Raw genomic sequence first — 17,418 nt, forward strand, 5'->3', positions numbered from 1 at the left:
ACTATAGAACCCCATGCCCTAACAACATCACTACCCCACTCACCTTTTTCATATGCTTTAAACGTTCTTTTTCCCACTTTAACTGCTGTTTTAACTCAGCAGCATCCTTATCAATCACCTTATACACATCACTCATTTTGAGCTGTTTGGTATTAACATGACTGCTCAAGTGGAAAGACGCAAAGATCTCCTCTAACTGGCTTTGCAAGTTCTGACTCTGTGCTTCCAAAGACAACTGATAAAACTTCACTTGCTCAGAACTTAAAGCTTTTGAGCTTAAGCCTTTATTGGTTTCTAACTGTAACTGGAGTTTCAATAAATAAAATAAATCCTGCTCTGCATAAGCTTCGTTTACCTTCTGCAAAAGTTCGGTCTTATCTAACTTCTTCGCTTCATCAGGTTCGCGGTCAGGGTGAATCATCGCGGTAATTTTTAAATACACGGTTTTCAGCGACTGCACTGCCATTTTGGCAGCCTGCTCACGCTTTTCTTGTTGTTTTAACTGCTTGGCACGTTCTCGCTCTGCTTCATACTGGGCAGAATCATATTCATAATTTTCCCAGTCTACATCCACGTTTTGTTCTACCTTTTCAGCGAGATCATGATTTTGTATTGAGTTTGCTTTGGCTTTCTTCCCGCGTATATGCTCTGCATGCTGCATATAGAAAGTGTCAATTTTCTCTACCAGTTCTTGTTGCGCGGAAGTTAGCCTCTGTGATTTTTTTAGCATCTTGGCTAAAGCGGCTATTTTGGTGTCGATCTGTGCCAAATCTGCTTTGCTAAAGGCATCGCTGACTAAGTGATTCCATAGAGTATCGAGCTGTTCAAATAAAACTGTATGTAACTCTGTATAAACGGGTAAAAGCTTGCTGCGCGTATAATTTTGAATGTCGGCTTGCGCATTTTTCCATGTCGCCAGTTCTTGTTTTTGTTGTTCAATCTGGTCAATTAAGCGATTTAATTTTTTCTGCTGTGGAGACTGCTCAGCCCTGTGCTCTAAGCTGATTTTGAGATTGAAGGACATACTCATCCATACATTGCAAAATAAAAGCACTATAACAAGATTACCCCGATGATAGAACGTCCATGCCCGATATAGCCCAATCTAAATCGTTGATTCACTTCAACAGAAATAAATGCACAATCACAGTGCCTTACAAGGCACAACATACAAATCATGCTCTTAGAACATCACGGCGAGGTCAGTGTTTACATATTTTCCAATCTCTTTTTAACTGAACCATGAGCAATCCATATATACGCGTATAAGCAATCCTGAAATTTAAAAAATAATTTAAAATCAATTATTTATATTAAAATTAAAAGTTTACTCTCGATTTATCAATTTGGAATATTCTGACAACGAATTGTTTATTTTTATTAAACACAGTATTTTATTAAATTATGTAATGCTGTTCAGGCATAGATTCTGCTTTGTTCACTCTAAATTTTATTTATTGGCTTTAAATCTGTTTAAAACTTAAAGATTTATCGTTAACAAAGCATCAACAATCTGACCTGCGCAACCGACTAAAACTCGCGCTAAGATGAAGTTAAATCTGTTTATTAAACAAACAGACAATAATGCAAAAACAAATAAACTGATGGAAATTCAGTCAATAAATAAAGTGAAAGATGAAAACAAAACACAAGGAGTTTACCCATGTTATTAAAACGGCCCCTGACTTCCCTACTCTGTGCCAGCACGTTGGTATTCGGTTTAAGTGCCTGTAGTGGCGACAAGACACCAAGTAGTAATGATTCTGCGAACAAAGAAGGCTCTGCATCGGGAACGCTAGAAAAAATTAAACAGTCAGGAACCATCGTGTTGGGTTATCGTGACTCTTCCATTCCATTTTCTTATATTGCCGATCTCTGTACACGACAAATTTCATAGGGCCCTTGTCCTATCAGGCTTTTTCTTTCTTAAAATTGCTAGCACTTTCTTAAATTCTTCTTTTTTTCCAAAACCAATCAAACGTAGAATAGCCATCTGAACATAGTCCAAACCGTAGCGAAATAAACTTACTGAAAGTCGTCCATGCTTCTTTAGTTTTATCGCTTTTTTTCGATCATGTTGCCATTCACCTGTTAAATAGCACCAACAGAAACCGATCGCTAGCACTGCTATCAATTTCTTGACTCGTCTAGGGTCTGTTAAACGAGTATTTTCAAGATTGAATCCACGTCCTTTGAGACAACTAAATAAGGTTTCGATTTCCCAGCGTAATGCATAATCACCAATAGCAGAAGCATTAAACATAGGAGAAACAACAAGTAAAAGTTCTCCATCTTCTAATCGTAGCGCACTAATATACAGTTTCACTCGACCAACCCAAATACGTCGTTTACGACATTCTGTTTGACCAACTTGAAGATGACGAAATAAATCACTAATTTTATGATTCTTGGCTAAGTGATTGGTCACAATAAAGTTTTTTTAACACGTATACAGAAGTTAATGTCATTTTCAATTAACCATGTAAACCATTTCTCACCGATAAATTCTCTGTCTGCGAACACATTCACAATACGATCTTTACCAAAAATGGAGATAAAGCGTTGAATCAAAGCAATACGCTCTTTTGTATCTGAATTTCCACGTTTATTGAGCAATGTCCAAACAATAGGTATCGCTATTCCACGATAGACGATGGCTAACATCAAGATATTGATATCTCGTTTTCCCCATTTCCAGTTGGTTCTATCCAAAGTTAATTGGACTTTATCGAATGAAAATATATTGAAAATTAACTGAGAAATTTGACGATAATCGAAATACTGATCTGCAAAGAAGCGTTGTATACGTCGATAAAATGATTGTGGTAAGCACGTGATGGGTAAGGCTTTAGATGCAGAAGAAAGATTACATGTCTGTTTTACAATTAATGCCAGCATAATCAGTGTAAAACATTTTACACGTGACTTGTTCCACTTTAGATATTTGTTTAAGATGAGATGTAACTCATTGAAATGTGTCATCATATTCGTCGTCAGAAAACAAGTATTATGCCATTATTTCAATGAGTTGTCTTTTTTTGTCGTGTACAAAGATTGCCGATAATCCTAATCAACCTGTGGGCTATGCACATGATTTACAACTAAAAGTTGTAGATGCTGTGAAACAAAAACTAAATATGCCCGATTTAAAAATTCGCTATAACTTGGTCACTAGTCAAAACCGTATTCCATTGGTTTCTAATGGTACCGTCGACTTAGAATGTGGCTCAACCACCAACAACAAAGAACGCCAGCAACAAGTCGCTTTTTCCGTGGGGTATTTTGAAGTGGGTTCGCGTTTACTCACCGCGAAAGACTCTGGCGTGAAAGACTTTGCCGACTTAAAGGGCAAAAAACTGGTAACCACCGCGGGAACTACCTCAGAACGTTATATTCGCCAACATGAAAAAGAACTGGGAATTGGTGAAATTATTTCTGCCAAAGACCATGCTGAATCGTTCCTGATGCTACAAAACGGACGTGCTGCCGCATTTATGATGGATGATATTTTACTTGCAGGGGAAAAATCGAAAGCAAAAGATCCAAATCAATGGGTGATTGTAGGTACTGCACCTATCCATGAAATTTATGGCTGTATGCTCAGAAAAGGTGACCCTGAATTTAAACAAGTGGTGGATGATGCAATTAAAGCAGTCTATAGCTCAGGTGAAATCAACAATATGTATAAGAAATGGTTCGAACAACCTATTCCGCCTAAAAATATTAACCTGAACTTCCCAATGTCGGAACAATTAAAAGCCCTTATTGCGTCACCACATGACCGTGATCAGTAATCTATGCTGACCATTCTCTTAATGATTATCAGGTAGTGCTTTCACCTACCTGATTAAAAATCTGGAGCTCCTATGAACTATAGCTGGAACTGGGGCGTACTATTTCAATCTACCGGTGTCGGTGACAGTAGTTATCTCAACTGGATTTTAATCGGCTTAGGTTGGTTACTGTTTATTGCCATCGTGGCATGGTCTATCGCATTTGTCTTGGGCAGTATGCTCGGTATTATGCGTACGCTTCCGAATAAAACTGCACGTGCGATTGGTACAGCCTATGTGACCATATTTCGCAATATCCCTTTATTAATACAACTGTTTATTTGGTTTTATGTGGTGCCCAATTTTTTACCCACAGGGCTGAAAGATTGGTGGGTGAACGATTTAAGTGCCAATACCAGTGCTCTTATTTCTGCCAGTATTGGTTTGGGTTTATTTACTGCTGCACGGGTTTGCGAACAAGTCCGTACAGGAATTGAAGCCTTACCCAAAGGACAAATCAATGCAGGCTATGCCGTGGGGTTCAGTACGGCACAATTGTACCGTTACATAATTTTGCCACAGTCTTTCCGTACCATTTTACCTCCGCTCAGTTCAGAACTAACCAACTGCGTAAAAAACACGTCTGTTGCTTCGCTGGTTGGTGTGGCTGAAATTATTTCGCAGATGAAAACGATCAGTGAGTACACGCAAAATACCATCGAGATTTACACCTACGTCACCATTATTTTTATTGTGATTAACATCTGCCTAATTCAATTTATGAGTTTTCTGGAAAAACGCTTGCGTATTCCAGGCACAATTGCAGGAGATAAATAATGGACTGGCTCACTGCATTTATCCAAGATTTACAACTCTCTGCGCCAGCCCTATGGCATGGTCTGAGCATTACCTTAAAAGTCGTTTGCATAGCGACCGTAGGCGGTATTTTTATTGGCACATTGCTGGCTTTAATGCGTCTATCTTCTATTCGGATACTGAATCTAATCGCACAAGCCTATGTCAATTTATTCCGCTCTATTCCGCTGCTATTGGTACTGATGTGGTTTTACTTTGCGGTGCCGTTTTTCTATACCGCAATTACAGGCAATTATTTAACTATCGATACGGCTTTGGTTTCGAGTATTGTCGCCTTCATGCTGTTTGAAGCGGCCTATTTTTCTGAAATTGTCCGCGCTGGGATTCAGTCTATTCCTAAAGGGCAAAACGCCGCAGCCTATGCACTAGGCATGAGTTATGGTCAATCCATGCGTTTGATTATTCTGCCACAAGCCTTTCGGAAAATGACGCCCTTGCTACTCCAACAAACCATTATTCTGTTCCAAGATTCAACCATGGTCTATGCAATTGGATTACTCGATTTTTTCCGTACCAACTACGTCCGTGGCGACCTGATGTCATTATTGACCCAGTACATTCTATTTGCAGGTCTGATCTACTTTAGCATCAGTGCATTAGCAACATTTATTGTGAAAAGAATACAAAGGAGATTAAAAGTATGAGTGACCCCAAAATAATGATTGATCTCCAAAACGTCAGTAAATGGTATCAACAATTTCAAGTCCTGACCGATTGCACCACACAAATTTGCCAAGGTGAAGTGGTGGTGGTTTGTGGACCTTCAGGTTCAGGTAAATCGACCCTCATTAAAACCGTCAATGGTTTAGAACCCTTTCAAAAGGGGCAAATTTTTGTGGATGGCGTCCCTATTGCAGACCCAAAAACCGATTTAAATAAATTGCGTAGCCGCGTAGGCATGGTGTTTCAACACTTTGAATTATTTCCACATTTAAGTGTGACTGAAAATTTAACTATCGCCCAAATCAAAGTTTTAGGGCGTAGTGCTGATGAGGCGAAGAAAAAAGGACTGGCTTATCTAGACCGCGTCGGATTAAGTTCGCAAGCCGATAAATTCCCTGCCCAGCTTTCTGGCGGGCAACAGCAACGTGTCGCGATTGCACGTGCATTGAGTATGGACCCGATTGCGATGTTATTTGATGAGCCTACTTCTGCACTTGACCCCGAAATGATTAATGAAGTACTTGAAGTGATGGTCAGTCTGGCGAAAGAAGGCATGACCATGATGTGTGTTACTCATGAAATGGGCTTTGCACGCCAAGTGGCAAATCGAATTATCTTTATGGATCAAGGCAAAATTGTCGAAGACTGCTCCAAAGAGGAATTTTTTACCACACCTCGTAGTGCACGAGCACAACAATTCCTCGAAAATATCTTACATTAATTACGAACATATTCATCAAGTCGGGCTTAGCCCACTTGATGAAGTTTTATTCTGATATTCGATCAATAAAAATTCACTTCAATCTGCTGATCTGGAACATTTGAGTAATATTAAAAATCTGAACAATTATTCAATTTATATCTATGATTTTTAATTTAATTAAATAGAAACTAAAATTTTACGTTATTTTAAATTGCAACATAGAGCACTCTTTTAAGCCGATATGCACTATTTTTCATCAAATAATTCTTATTTTTATCTGAATTGGTGCATTTTTTGCTTAATTGTTTGCATGAACGGAGTGTTCGGTTGCTGAACTCCAATTTTTAGATTTACTAAACTATTTTGGTGCAAATCCTCTTCCCAAATTTGTACCTAAAGTCGTATTTAGCACTTTTTTCGAGCAAACTATGCAAGATATCGATTTACTTTTTCTACTACTAGGAGCAGTGCTGGTACTGGCCATGCATGCTGGTTTCGCATTTTTAGAACTTGGCACAGTTCGACATAAAAATCAGGTGAATGCCTTAAGTAAAATTCTGACAGACTTTGCGCTTTCAGCAATCGCTTACTTTTTCGTAGGTTACTACATTGCCTATGGACATCATTTCTTCCATATGGGAGCAACTTTGGCGGCAGATCATGGCTATAACCTGATGCGCTGCTTCTTTTTGCTAACTTTCGCTGCTGCTATTCCTGCAATTATCTCGGGTGGCATTGCGGAACGTGCCAAAATGCGTTCTCAAGCATTAGCAACGCTACTCTTAGTTGCATTGGTATATCCATTTTTTGAAGGCATTGTATGGAATGGTAATTTTGGTATTCAAACATGGTTAGAGCACACATTTGGTGCACCCTTTCATGACTTTGCAGGCTCGGTGGTTGTGCATGCCATGGGAGGCTGGATTGCTTTGGCCGCTGTCATTTTACTGGGTGCACGCCATGGTCGTTACAAGAAGGATGGCCGTGTCAGTGCACACCCACCTTCATCCATTCCCTTCCTTGCCTTAGGATCTTGGATTCTCATAGTTGGTTGGTTTGGCTTTAACGTTATGAGTGCACAACGTTTAGATGCGATTTCAGGCATGGTTGCCATTAATTCATTAATGGCGATGGTAGGTGGAACCATTACGGCCAACATGATCGGTAAAAATGACCCCGGTTTCTTACATAATGGTCCGCTTGCTGGCTTGGTTGCTATCTGTGCAGGCTCTGATATTGTGCATCCTTTTGGTGCGCTTGTGATTGGTGCCATTGCCGGGATTATTTTTGTCAAGTTCTTCACCTATACCCAAAACAAGCTCAAAGTGGATGATGTATTGGGTGTATGGCCATTACACGGAATTTGTGGTGCCTTTGGTGGACTTGCAGTCGGTATTTTCGGTCAACAATGGTTAGGCGGTATTGGTGGCGTATCCATGATGTCACAAATCATTGGCACACTATTCGCGATTGTGGTTGCACTTGTGGGTGGATTTGCGGTGTATGGTGGTTTAAAAGCTTGCATTGGTATTCGTTTATCGCAAGAAGATGAGTTCCGTGGTGCCGATTTATCCATTCACAAAATTTCAGCAAATTCGGACGATAGTATGTTTTAAATTTTCTCAATTTCCGCATGTTACGAAGCGATTCTCAGGAATCGCTTTTTTTATGCTATCAATTTTATGCTTGCTCTAAATAGGTATATAGCTCATGTAAGGTCTGGATACGAGGAACTTGTAAACGTTCATCTTCAGGGTGAAAACCTTGTAACCAGATGGCCTGCATTCCTGCTTGTTGTGCGCCCCAAATATCATTCACGGGATGATCACCAATGAACAAACATTCTGAAGGATGTACCCCTAAGTTTTCCGCAGTATGCAGAAAAATCTGTGGATGAGGCTTACTCATCCCTGCTTGTTCGGAACTCACGATCACATCAAAATAATTCTTGAAGCCAAGTCCAGTTAAAATATTCAAACGAGTCGCATGTCCACCGTTCGATACCACTGCCAATGCATAATCTTGTTGTTTCAAGCTTTGTAACAACTCTAATGCTCCAGACATAGCAACAGCACACTGTCCAAAATACTGAAACCAGAAATCGGTTAAGTTTTGAAAATCTACCTCAGTTTTCCACGCCAACTCTTGCAATAAAGCAAATGCAACCGATGCCCCAATGGTCGAGTGAGTCAGTTGTTCTTTCTTAGGATATCCGCCATTATCAATTCGGCGGATAATTTGCTGTATTTTTTCCAGATCAGGTGCAAATATGTATGACTGAAACTGTTCTAGCAAAAACTCACTATAGCGCAGAATACTTTGGTCACGATGGGTTAAAGTGTTGTCCAAATCAAATAATACTGCACGAATAGGCATAACATTCTCAGGCGACTTTTGCCTTTTAATCTAGCATTTTAAACCATGTTTGCATTACAGATTATCTGCTAAGTTCTACATCAAATCTGTTAAATACATCAGTTCCTCTATCTGCTTTTAAGATTCAATTAAGTCCGATTTAAGTTTGCTTTGCTCTAATCAAAGTCCTCCAAATCTCGTTTGTACGACCATGTCTGAATTACAACGTTTTAGCCTCAAACAAGGACTGATTTTGCTGTTCAGTTTTGTTCTACTGCAACTGCTTTTTCCTGTTGCGGGTCAACTTGACCTGATGTTGATCCAGCCTTGGACAGGCACTCATGGACAATTCCCATGGCGTTATGACTGGTTTTTAGAAACTCTCAATCATAAATATATCAAAAATCTGCTCATTCTCTGTGATATCAGTTTTGTGAGCCTTTGGCTTGCAAGTTTTAAAATCGAACGTTTACATGCACAGCGCTGGCAATATGCTTATTTATTCTGGATTTTAATTTTAAGCGCCACTGTGGTCGGTATTCTTAAATCACAATCGGGACACGCCTGCCCTTGGAATATGACCCAAGCGACAACGACTGGTTTTCTCTGGAACTTTAACCTTAGTCATGGGCATTGCTTCCCTGGCGGACATGCAGCAACGGGTTTTGCCTTAATGACAGGCTTCTTTGCTTTTAGGAAGACTGCGCCTAAACGTGCTTATTTCTATCTTCTTGCAGGCTTGATATTGGGCTTTGCTATGGGATGGGCGCAAATGATGCGTGGAGCACACTTCCTCAGCCATAACCTCTGGACTGCTTGGGTCATTTGGTGCTGTAACGTTACACTTTATCCATTTTTTTATAAACGACTCGTTCCAGTTCAAACCTTAAAAGTGGAACAGCCTCCTGCTTTTATTCAACAGCCTATTACGGAAAATACTCAAGAAGCCGCTTAAATGCTGACTAAACCATAGTTGCTTAATTCACATGACATCTCTACTACAAAGGTCAGTATATATTCCTTGCATACTGACCACGCAATTGGGCAGAGTAAGATTCTAAAATAGCAGTATCGATTAAAGCCTTTTCAAAAGACAAAGGATAAAGTTGACTAAAAAATATCTGAGTGCGTTTGACTAGACTTGGCTCATTTCAACTTAACGAGATAATGGCACTGATTGCACTTGTTGAGGAAACCGTACTTGTACAAACAGCCCACCCAAAGTATGGCTTTTACCAAACTGGATTTTTCCACCTAAATGTTCTGTTGCTTTTTGCACAATTGAAAGACCTAGCCCACTTCCCATCTCTAAGTGATGATGAATGCGATAAAAGCGTTTCATGATCTGTTCATACAAAGCAGGATCAATTCCTGGACCACTATCCTCAACCTGAATCACCGCATCGTTGCCTTGTGAAAAAATTGAGACATTGATTACGCCATTTTTAGGTGTGTATTTAATTGCATTATCAATCAAATTATAAATTATTGAGCGTGCAGCAGATTCTAAACCATTCACCACGACTTCCTCTTGGCGCTCCATGCCTAAATCAATCTCTTTCTGCAAAGCCACGTGAATCAGTTGTTCAACACAATTTACTGCCACTTGGTTCAAGTAAAATGGCTGTTGTTGCATGGTGTGTAGGCTACTTGCATCTTGCTTAGCTAAATCGAGTAACTGGCTAATTAAATGCTGAATACGAATTAAACCTTGGCTCAAATTTTCCAATGCCGTGTTTTCTGGAAACTCACGCAATAAAATCTGCATCTGTAAATTCAGTGCAGTAATTGGTGTTCTGAGCTCATGCGCTGCATCTGCAATAAACTGGCGCTGTTCTTGTTGTGCCGACTCAATCCGCTCAAACAGATAATTCATTTCCTGAATTGTGGGTATTAACTCAACAGGATAGCGACTCAGCTTAATGGGTGTTAATTCATCTAGATCACGGCGGGCAATTTCTTGTCTAAATTCATCCATAGGTCTTAGACTGCGTAAAATTACCCAGCCCAAACCCCATAAAATAAACGGAATCATCACCAGATAGGGCACAAACATACTGGTGGCGAGTTCCAAGGCTAAATGACTTCGCGCTGCAAACGGTTGGCTGACCTGAATTTGATACTTTTCTGTCGGTAGCACATACATTCGCCACACCCCTTGCGAGGTGGAGCGATCATAAAATCCAGCCTGATTTACACCATGTAATAACAAATCAAACTGATGCTGCGGATGTTCTTGCTTTTCCCATACATCGATAAATAAGTCTTCTTCATGATAGCGCTTATGAATATCAAAATGACTTTTGATGGGTGCAGGGTCATGAGCAGCCACACGTTCCGCAAGATTCTGCATTTGGGCGTCAAGAATTTCATCCAGTTCCCCCAATGAAATCCAGTAAGCGGTTGCAATCAGCACGCCACCCAACAGTAAACTAAAACCTGAAACAAAAATCAGCAATCGTTTCTTTAACGATGTTTGTGTTGGCATTGCGTGCAGTTGCTGCATAAAAGCTTAATCCAATTTACCTAAGCGATAGCCCATACCACGAATGGTGCGGATAAAATCTTTACCCAACTTTGCACGCAAATGATGGACATAAACCTCAATAGTGTTGCTATTCACTTCACTGTCGAAATCATACAGCTTATCTTCTAAATTGGCTTTGGAAAAAATTTTATTAGGATAACTGACCAATGGCACAAGAATTGCCCATTCACGATTGGAAAGTTCCACCTCTTGTCCATGCAATAACGCGATATGTTGTTCAACATCTAACTCCAAATCGCCGTAACGCAATACTGTAGTTTCCTTCGATGGCATTTCTTGCATGCTTCGACGCAATAAAGCTTGAATACGCGCCAAGAGTTCTACAAATTCATAAGGTTTAATCAGATAATCATCCGCGCCCTGATTCAAACCGTCTACCCGATTCTGCACCTGATCTCGTGCAGAAATAATCAAAACCGGTAAATTTGGAAAACTTTGACGAATTTTTGCCAACACCTGCATGCCATCCATCATCGGCAAGCCTAAATCCAACAACACGATATCAAAACTTTGCTGTTGTAGGAGCTTTAAAGCATCTAGCCCATTGTTTACCCATTCCACCTGAAAATCGTGCAATTCCAATAGGGTCTTGCTAGATTCAGCAATCATGAAATCATCTTCGATCATTAAGATTTTGGTCATTCTGCTCATCCTAACTTAAGCCTTTCCTGTTGGATTAGTTGCACATTGTTTTAACATATCATTTTTATCATCAATTACTTGGGTTTTCACATCCAATAAGGACAACAACGTTGGAAATAAATTGTCCTGACTGCGTACAGCTTGTTTTTGCTGCTGTAAACAACTGACTTGGCTTGTATTGTGCTGTTGCCATGTTGGTGAGAACCACATAATCATTGGCACATGAGTTTGCTGAGTTGGTGCAATTGCATAAGGCGCACCATGTAAATACATCCCACTTTCACCCGTCGACTCACCATGATCCGATAAATACCAAAAGCCCGTTTGATAATTTGACACATCTTTAATGGTTTGAATCACCTGATTTAAAATATGGTCTGTATAAACGATCGAGTTGTCATAACTGTTCAGCAATTCATCTCGGCTACAACCTTGAATGGCATTGGTCGCACACATTGGTTTAAAAGGTTGGAACTGCTCTGTCGAACGTTTGTAATAAGCTGGTCCGTGGCTTCCCATCTGGTGTAGCACGATCAGTTGAGGTGTTTTATCTTCAGTTGGAATGCTCGCCAAATAAGACTTCAAGCTATCCACCAAAACTTCATCCATACATTCGCCTTCAGCATCACACCATTTTTGTTTTAATGCAGCTGGAATTTCAAACTTATGCACGCGATCACAAGCACCTTTACAGCCTGAGTTATTATCAATCCATGTCACTTTATAGCCTGCGCGTTGTGCAATATCGAGTAAACCTTCTCGATGACCTGCCAACTGTTCATCATAATTTTCACGCGGCATTCCAGAGAACATACATGGCACTGATACTGCGGTCGCTGTCCCGCAAGAACTCACTTGGCTAAAGTTAATGACATTTTGTTTAGACAATTCTGGATTGGTATTCTTCGCATAACCATTCAAAGAAAAACTTTCTGCGCGAGCTGTTTCACCCACCACCAAAATCATGAGTTTAGGCATTCCATCTGCACTGGTATTCACCACTCGGTGAGCATCTGTACCATATGTCACCAAAGGTAAATTTTCTTTAGGCTTCTGTTTACGGTAATAGGATAAAGTCGAAGCAATAGTATTTTGTGGTGAAATCATGCCTTTTAAATCACGATGTTCACGGAAAATCGCAGCAAAATCGACATAGAATACAAACAGCAACCCACCTATAACAGCCATTGAACCCACAACGTGCAAGCTCTTGCTCAAGAGTTGTTTCGATAGCGGTTTGCTTTCAATTCGAATCAGTGCAATCAACACCATTGGCAGCACTACCATAAACATGCTCCACACCACAAACTGCATGGAAAACAAATCCAATGCCTCTTTGGTATCAGTTTGCATCATGTTTTGGACTTGCCCAGGTGAAATAACAACACCCAAACTATTCACAAAATAAGCTGTTAATCCGCCTACAAAAACTAAAAATAACGCCAAAATTTTAGCATTCCATTTCCACTGGAATAACTGCAATATCAGGTTATAGAGCGCGACCACAACCAAGACCGTTGCAGATAAAAATGCATAGGCTTTAAAACCTTGATAAGGCGTGAGTAATTGAATTTGCTTATAAAATGCAAAATTCAGAGCAACACCTAACCAAAGTGCAAGTAACAAATTAAATTGATGTAAAGCCAACGGGGGGAAAAACTGTTTCAAGCGTTCAAGGCGAGACAAATTCATTTTGAGCGGTTCGATGATCAATATTTTTTATTAATTTATGATTTGAAACTTAAAGCTGACTTAAAATAAAAAAGGACGCTACTTTTGTAGCGTCCTTTTGAATGGTTTTTTATAAAAATTAGAATTTGAATTCTAAACCTGTACCTACAACTGGTTGTTTAGTTTCATCATTGCCTTGCTCAAGTGTTAAGTAACCACCATAACCGTACAACTTCACTTGCTTGCTAAACGCATAGTCTACGCCAGCCATAATTTGGTCAGCATCATAGTCATCGGCAGCATTGTTCTTAAAGCTAGTAGAATTTGCGCTGTACTGCAATTTCACTGTCCAAGCTTTTGCTGATGGGATGTTATATTCCGCACCCACTAACCAACCTTGTGATTTATCAATATCAGGTACATCTATTGCTGCGATAGAAGGAAAATTACCTTTTGCGTCTTCAACTTCAGAAGTTTGATACAATGCTTTTAAAGCCAAGCTGTTGTCAAGCACATTTAAACGACCAATGGCACGTAAAGTATTGGCTGCTGCAAATGCAGTAGTAACTTTACCTGTCGAATCTACTACAGGAACAGCTTCTGGATTAGATGCATTATCAAAACCACGTCCTAAGAATGTCGTTGGTACCGCTTTATCATATGCTACACCCGCAACAAAAACTGGGCTGTCATACACCAAAGATGCAGACCAAGTATCGCCTAAACCACGACCAGCCGATTTAGAAGCACCATTGCCTTTTGCAATACCGCTGTCTTCGCCAGTCGCAAGCAATGCATTTAATTTGATTGCACCTGTAGGCAACGTAAGCGCTGGAGATTCATAGACCACAACATTCGCAAGACGAGTTTCACCTGTCATAATGCCTGTGATGTCCGCTTTGTTATTTACATAGTTATTGAACGTATCGACAACACTTGAAAGTTGTTTCAATGGAGTATCATGCGTACCTACTTTCACAGTACCTAATTTTGCATCTTTTAAACCAACATAACGGTTACGTGCAGACCAATCTGTTCCTTCGCCATCTGCATTAAATGCCCATTCAGCTAAATAAACAGCGCTTAAACGGTCATTTAATTTTTCATCACCTTTGACACCAAGGTAAGAACTGTTTGAACTGACTTCTACTACATCTTTATCCGAAGTACCTGACTTATTGTCTTCTGGTAAATAGTCCACACTCGCATCAATTTCACCATAGAACGTTGGTGCCGCAAAAGTTGAACCCGCTAACAAACTTAAAGCAATCGCTGCTGCAATTTTGGTTTTCATTAAATCATGGCTCTAGACTAGCAGACTAGTTATGTTGGTCTGTAATCATGATTAAAAACAGTAAATTAAGCCACTACAAGATTAAAAAAATCATTCAATGCTTTTGCATTGATATACCCGCTTCTAAAACTGCATTATTACTCAATTTAAATCGTAATACGATCAACTATTGGTACATGCTTTTTAGGGAAGCTATTTATGATCATCAAACAGATTTAAGAACTAAATTTGTAGGTTCTATTGAAGTGGATGAAAGCTATTTTGGCGCTAAACGACAACGTGGTTTTCATGGGAAGTTAAAACGTGGTCGTGGCACTTTAAAACAACCCGTATTTGGAATATTTGAACGGGATGGGCGTGTTTATACTGAAATCGTTCCTGACTGTAAAATGAAGACTTTACAAAAGGTTATCTTAGGTAAGGTGGCACTAGAAAGTGTCATTTATAGTGATGGATGGCGAGGCTATAATGGTCTAGTTGATGTTGGTTATTCAAAGCATTTCAGGGTAAATCACGGAGCAAATGAGTTTGCTAGAGGACAATGTCACATAAATGGAATAGAATCATTTTGGAGTTTCTGTAAACGAAGATTATCCAAGTTCAATGGTATCTCAAAAGATTATTTTGACTACCATCTGAAGGAGTCTGAATGGCGTTGGATGAGAGAACCTAATGAGTTAGCAACTGAGTTGTGGAACATCATTAGATAAAATTAAGTATAAATCTGCTAGTCTAGAGCCAAATCATTTTCCCTGGTGTTAATTTTGTTACAAATATTACATTGCAGTCACATATTACAAAAGGATTAAATTTTTATTTATATATATGTTTTAATACTTTAGGCTAACAACAAACAAGTAGCTGATTTGTAATATTATTTCTCTAATTTCATCCATCGGAAAATTGTAACAAGACAGAAAATTGCGATAAAAACGATCAAAAATAGATAATTTGTATAGCCTAAAACATCACCAATCAAACCACTCAAGCTATATAACACACCACTGACCGTTGCCATAACAGCGACCTGAAAGGTGAAATCGGTTGCTGCATATTCTAAACGGCTGTATTGCATGACTAAGGTTAACATGACCACCAACAGCATGGCGGAAACTGCATCTTCCGCAGCATTAATCGTATAAATCACAACAGGAGCTATCGCCTGTTGCTGTTCATATTGATAAGCCAACCAAGTGTAAGTTGCTAAACAGATAATTTTTAATCCTGAGAATAAGCACAGGGCCTGAGAACGGCGCATGATTTTAAGTAATGCACCAGCTAAACCTGCCCCCAATAAAGCAGCGAATGCACCTAACATGGTGATATACACCCCTATTTGAGTAAAACTCAAACCCAAATCGACCATTAAAGGCTTGAGTAATGGTCCTGCCAGCCCATCTGCCACTTTAAAGGTCAATAACACCCACAACCATCGCCATAGAGTTGAACTGCTACGGTAATACTTTAGATATTGAGCAATCGCTTTGCTTTTTTCTCGCCATAAAGTCGAAGGCTGATGCACCGCCTGTACTGGTGTAGACTCCCGATATAACAACACAGGCAATGTATTCAGCAAGACCAATCCCGCCAACAGCAAAAACGTCGTCTGCCATTCAAACCCATCTAACATCCAGAGTATGGCACCGCCCCCGACAATAAACCCTAAGCGAGAACCAATTACTTGAAAGGTGTTACCCCAGTGCTGCTGTTCAGATTTTAAAATACGAACCGCCAGTCCATCTGTTGCAATATCCTGCGTCGCACCTACAAAGTTCAAACTGAGCAAGGTCATAAAAAACAGGAGTAAATAGTGCGGTTGGTCGAGTGCATGAATAGGTAAAAAGGACAGCACGACTAATACCACAACGCTGAACAACTGCATTGGAATAATCCAGCTCCGATAATGTCCGCGCTGCGAATTACCGACTCGATCTACCCAAGGTGCCCATAAAATTTTGATTGACCATGGCAACATTAATAAGCCAAAACCACCAATATGCGCCAATGACACCCCTTCTGCTCGGAGAATGACAGGCAGCGCATGTGTCATAAACCCCACAGGTAAACCTTGCGCCCAGTACAATGAAAACAGCAATAAATAAACGTTCTGTGCGATTGGCATATCTGGCAATCCTATGATGTTGGACATGGTGCTCATTGGTGAGCATTTCTGCACATCCAAGCGCACATTTTGCCAATGAAGCACGATTTCTGAAAGCGTAATATCAAGAAAAACCAAGAATATTTGTCAGGATGACAAGGCTATGTCTATGCAGCATTTTCCTATTTTGCCGCCGCACGTGCCCGCGCGAGGTAACGCCTTTTCTAAACAGCTTTTCCGTCGATTGTTTCTGGCGCAAGGCTGGTCTTTTTCTGGTGAATTTCCCGATTTACCCAAAGCAGTTGCGATTATCTCCCCCCACACCTCTAATATTGATGCTTGGCATGGCTTTACTGCACTATTGGGTTTAGGCATTCAAATTACCGTATTCGGCAAACATACGCTGTTTAAAACACCGCTAAAGCCCTTATTGGACTGGATCGGTGTTATTCCTGTGAATCGTGCTAGCCCGCATGGACTCACACAGCAAATCATTCAGATTATTCAGGATAAAGATAAAATTTGGGTGGGTATGGCACCTGAAGGCACCCGAAAAAGTGCCAGCAGTATTAAAAGTGGATTTTACCGAATTGCAGTTGGAGCACATATTCCAATTGTCATGTTTGCCTTTGATTATGATCACAAAACCATTCGCTGTTTAGGCGTATTCCATCCCAGTGGGGATTTTGATCAGGATTTACCCAAGATCTTAGCCTGCTATGCAGGACAATTCTCCGCAAGAAATCCAGAGTGGTTGGCAAAGCCGTTACAAACTCTCGTCAAAAAATGACT

Annotated in this window: 15 protein-coding genes and 2 pseudogenes; 9 read left to right on the forward strand and 8 right to left on the reverse strand. The window is 40.1% G+C overall.

The annotated features are described in order from the left end of the window. Position 1 precedes the first annotated feature (1 nt). Complete coding sequence (locus tag C3F34_RS02645; protein ID WP_104441028.1) at positions 2-1,024, reverse strand: molecular chaperone DnaJ; 1,023 nt, start codon at positions 1,022-1,024, stop codon at positions 2-4. Positions 1,025-1,663: 639 nt separating this feature from the next. On the opposite strand from C3F34_RS02645, the pseudogene C3F34_RS02650 reads away from it, so the two are divergent. Continuing rightward, positions 1,664-1,870, forward strand: a pseudogene (locus tag C3F34_RS02650) (amino acid ABC transporter substrate-binding protein); the annotation flags it as partial. Between the two features lie 21 nt (positions 1,871-1,891). On the opposite strand, the gene C3F34_RS02655 reads toward C3F34_RS02650, so the two are convergent. Next, positions 1,892-2,982 (reverse strand): IS4 family transposase gene (locus C3F34_RS02655; RefSeq protein ID WP_104442269.1). Its coding sequence is split into 2 segments (ribosomal slippage): positions 1,892-2,442 and positions 2,442-2,982, totalling 1,092 coding nucleotides; the frame shifts between segments, so codons are not numbered across the junction. Positions 2,983-3,053: 71 nt separating this feature from the next. On the opposite strand from C3F34_RS02655, the pseudogene C3F34_RS02660 reads away from it, so the two are divergent. The 5 genes and pseudogenes from C3F34_RS02660 to C3F34_RS02680 all read left to right on the forward strand — a co-directional run. Continuing rightward, a pseudogene (locus C3F34_RS02660) lies at positions 3,054-3,794 on the forward strand (transporter substrate-binding domain-containing protein); the annotation flags it as partial. Positions 3,795-3,866: 72 nt separating this feature from the next. Beyond that, positions 3,867-4,610 carry an amino acid ABC transporter permease gene (locus C3F34_RS02665; protein WP_104441029.1) on the forward strand — a complete coding sequence of 248 codons (744 nt, stop codon included), beginning with the start codon at positions 3,867-3,869 and terminating at the stop codon, positions 4,608-4,610. Beyond that, positions 4,610-5,293 carry an ABC transporter permease subunit gene (locus tag C3F34_RS02670; protein ID WP_104441030.1) on the forward strand — a complete coding sequence of 228 codons (684 nt, stop codon included), beginning with the start codon at positions 4,610-4,612 and terminating at the stop codon, positions 5,291-5,293. The genes C3F34_RS02665 and C3F34_RS02670 overlap by 1 nt, the downstream gene beginning before the upstream one ends. A 14-nt stretch (positions 5,294-5,307) precedes the next feature. Then, positions 5,308-6,033: an amino acid ABC transporter ATP-binding protein gene (locus C3F34_RS02675; protein WP_171284982.1), complete on the forward strand. Its 726-nt coding sequence runs from the start codon at positions 5,308-5,310 to the stop codon at positions 6,031-6,033. 410 nt (positions 6,034-6,443) lie between these two features. Next, positions 6,444-7,631, forward strand: a complete 1,188-nt coding sequence (locus tag C3F34_RS02680; RefSeq protein ID WP_044740912.1) for an ammonium transporter — start codon at positions 6,444-6,446, stop codon at positions 7,629-7,631. 64 nt (positions 7,632-7,695) lie between these two features. Here C3F34_RS02680 and C3F34_RS02685 read toward each other — a convergent pair whose 3' ends face one another. Then, positions 7,696-8,391, reverse strand: a complete 696-nt coding sequence (locus C3F34_RS02685; RefSeq protein WP_044740913.1) for an HAD family hydrolase — start codon at positions 8,389-8,391, stop codon at positions 7,696-7,698. 190 nt (positions 8,392-8,581) lie between these two features. On the opposite strand from C3F34_RS02685, the gene C3F34_RS02690 reads away from it, so the two are divergent. After that, entirely contained in the window at positions 8,582-9,325 is a 744-nt protein-coding gene (locus tag C3F34_RS02690; protein WP_104441032.1) for a phosphatase PAP2 family protein, read from the forward strand. Between the two features lie 201 nt (positions 9,326-9,526). Here the strand turns inward: C3F34_RS02690 and C3F34_RS02695 are convergent, their stop codons facing one another. From C3F34_RS02695 to C3F34_RS02710, 4 genes are all read right to left on the reverse strand, one after another. After that, entirely contained in the window at positions 9,527-10,858 is a 1,332-nt protein-coding gene (locus tag C3F34_RS02695) for a sensor histidine kinase (protein ID WP_044740958.1), read from the reverse strand. 24 nt (positions 10,859-10,882) lie between these two features. Beyond that, entirely contained in the window at positions 10,883-11,560 is a 678-nt protein-coding gene (locus C3F34_RS02700; RefSeq protein ID WP_044740915.1) for a response regulator transcription factor, read from the reverse strand. Positions 11,561-11,575: 15 nt separating this feature from the next. After that, a complete protein-coding gene (locus C3F34_RS02705) occupies positions 11,576-13,252 on the reverse strand; it encodes a phosphoethanolamine transferase (RefSeq protein WP_044740916.1) in 1,677 nt (558 codons plus the stop codon). A 118-nt stretch (positions 13,253-13,370) separates the two neighbouring features. Then, complete coding sequence (locus tag C3F34_RS02710; protein WP_044740917.1) at positions 13,371-14,525, reverse strand: porin; 1,155 nt, start codon at positions 14,523-14,525, stop codon at positions 13,371-13,373. 47 nt (positions 14,526-14,572) lie between these two features. Here C3F34_RS02710 and C3F34_RS02715 point away from each other — a divergent pair, with 47 nt between their 5' ends. Then, positions 14,573-15,235, forward strand: coding sequence for an IS1595 family transposase (locus C3F34_RS02715; RefSeq protein WP_104440784.1), 663 nt, complete (start codon positions 14,573-14,575; stop codon positions 15,233-15,235). Positions 15,236-15,399: 164 nt separating this feature from the next. Here C3F34_RS02715 and C3F34_RS02720 read toward each other — a convergent pair whose 3' ends face one another. Next, complete coding sequence (locus tag C3F34_RS02720; protein WP_044740918.1) at positions 15,400-16,647, reverse strand: MFS transporter; 1,248 nt, start codon at positions 16,645-16,647, stop codon at positions 15,400-15,402. 142 nt (positions 16,648-16,789) lie between these two features. On the opposite strand from C3F34_RS02720, the gene C3F34_RS02725 reads away from it, so the two are divergent. Continuing rightward, a complete protein-coding gene (locus C3F34_RS02725; protein ID WP_016165741.1) occupies positions 16,790-17,416 on the forward strand; it encodes a 1-acyl-sn-glycerol-3-phosphate acyltransferase in 627 nt (208 codons plus the stop codon). Positions 17,417-17,418: the final 2 nt, after the last annotated feature.

Source organism: Acinetobacter sp. ACNIH2, from assembly GCF_002934965.1.
In the GTDB taxonomy this organism is placed as follows: domain Bacteria; phylum Pseudomonadota; class Gammaproteobacteria; order Pseudomonadales; family Moraxellaceae; genus Acinetobacter; species Acinetobacter tandoii.

Bases quoted from the DNA above. Each gene is read 5' to 3' on its own strand.
- C3F34_RS02710 (WP_044740917.1), bottom strand. From the start codon at position 14,525: ATGAAAACCAAAATTGCAGCAGCGATTGCTTTAAGTTTGTTAGCGGGT.
- C3F34_RS02690 (WP_104441032.1), top strand. From the start codon at position 8,582: ATGTCTGAATTACAACGTTTTAGCCTCAAACAAGGACTGATTTTGCTG.
- C3F34_RS02680 (WP_044740912.1), top strand. From the start codon at position 6,444: ATGCAAGATATCGATTTACTTTTTCTACTACTAGGAGCAGTGCTGGTA.
- C3F34_RS02675 (WP_171284982.1), top strand. From the start codon at position 5,308: ATGATTGATCTCCAAAACGTCAGTAAATGGTATCAACAATTTCAAGTC.
- C3F34_RS02700 (WP_044740915.1), bottom strand. From the start codon at position 11,560: ATGACCAAAATCTTAATGATCGAAGATGATTTCATGATTGCTGAATCT.
- C3F34_RS02725 (WP_016165741.1), top strand. From the start codon at position 16,790: ATGTCTATGCAGCATTTTCCTATTTTGCCGCCGCACGTGCCCGCGCGA.
- C3F34_RS02695 (WP_044740958.1), bottom strand. From the start codon at position 10,858: ATGCCAACACAAACATCGTTAAAGAAACGATTGCTGATTTTTGTTTCA.
- C3F34_RS02705 (WP_044740916.1), bottom strand. From the start codon at position 13,252: ATGAATTTGTCTCGCCTTGAACGCTTGAAACAGTTTTTCCCCCCGTTG.
- C3F34_RS02720 (WP_044740918.1), bottom strand. From the start codon at position 16,647: ATGCCAATCGCACAGAACGTTTATTTATTGCTGTTTTCATTGTACTGG.
- C3F34_RS02645 (WP_104441028.1), bottom strand. From the start codon at position 1,024: ATGTCCTTCAATCTCAAAATCAGCTTAGAGCACAGGGCTGAGCAGTCT.
- C3F34_RS02665 (WP_104441029.1), top strand. From the start codon at position 3,867: ATGAACTATAGCTGGAACTGGGGCGTACTATTTCAATCTACCGGTGTC.
- C3F34_RS02685 (WP_044740913.1), bottom strand. From the start codon at position 8,391: ATGCCTATTCGTGCAGTATTATTTGATTTGGACAACACTTTAACCCAT.
- C3F34_RS02670 (WP_104441030.1), top strand. From the start codon at position 4,610: ATGGACTGGCTCACTGCATTTATCCAAGATTTACAACTCTCTGCGCCA.
- C3F34_RS02715 (WP_104440784.1), top strand. From the start codon at position 14,573: ATGATTAAAAACAGTAAATTAAGCCACTACAAGATTAAAAAAATCATT.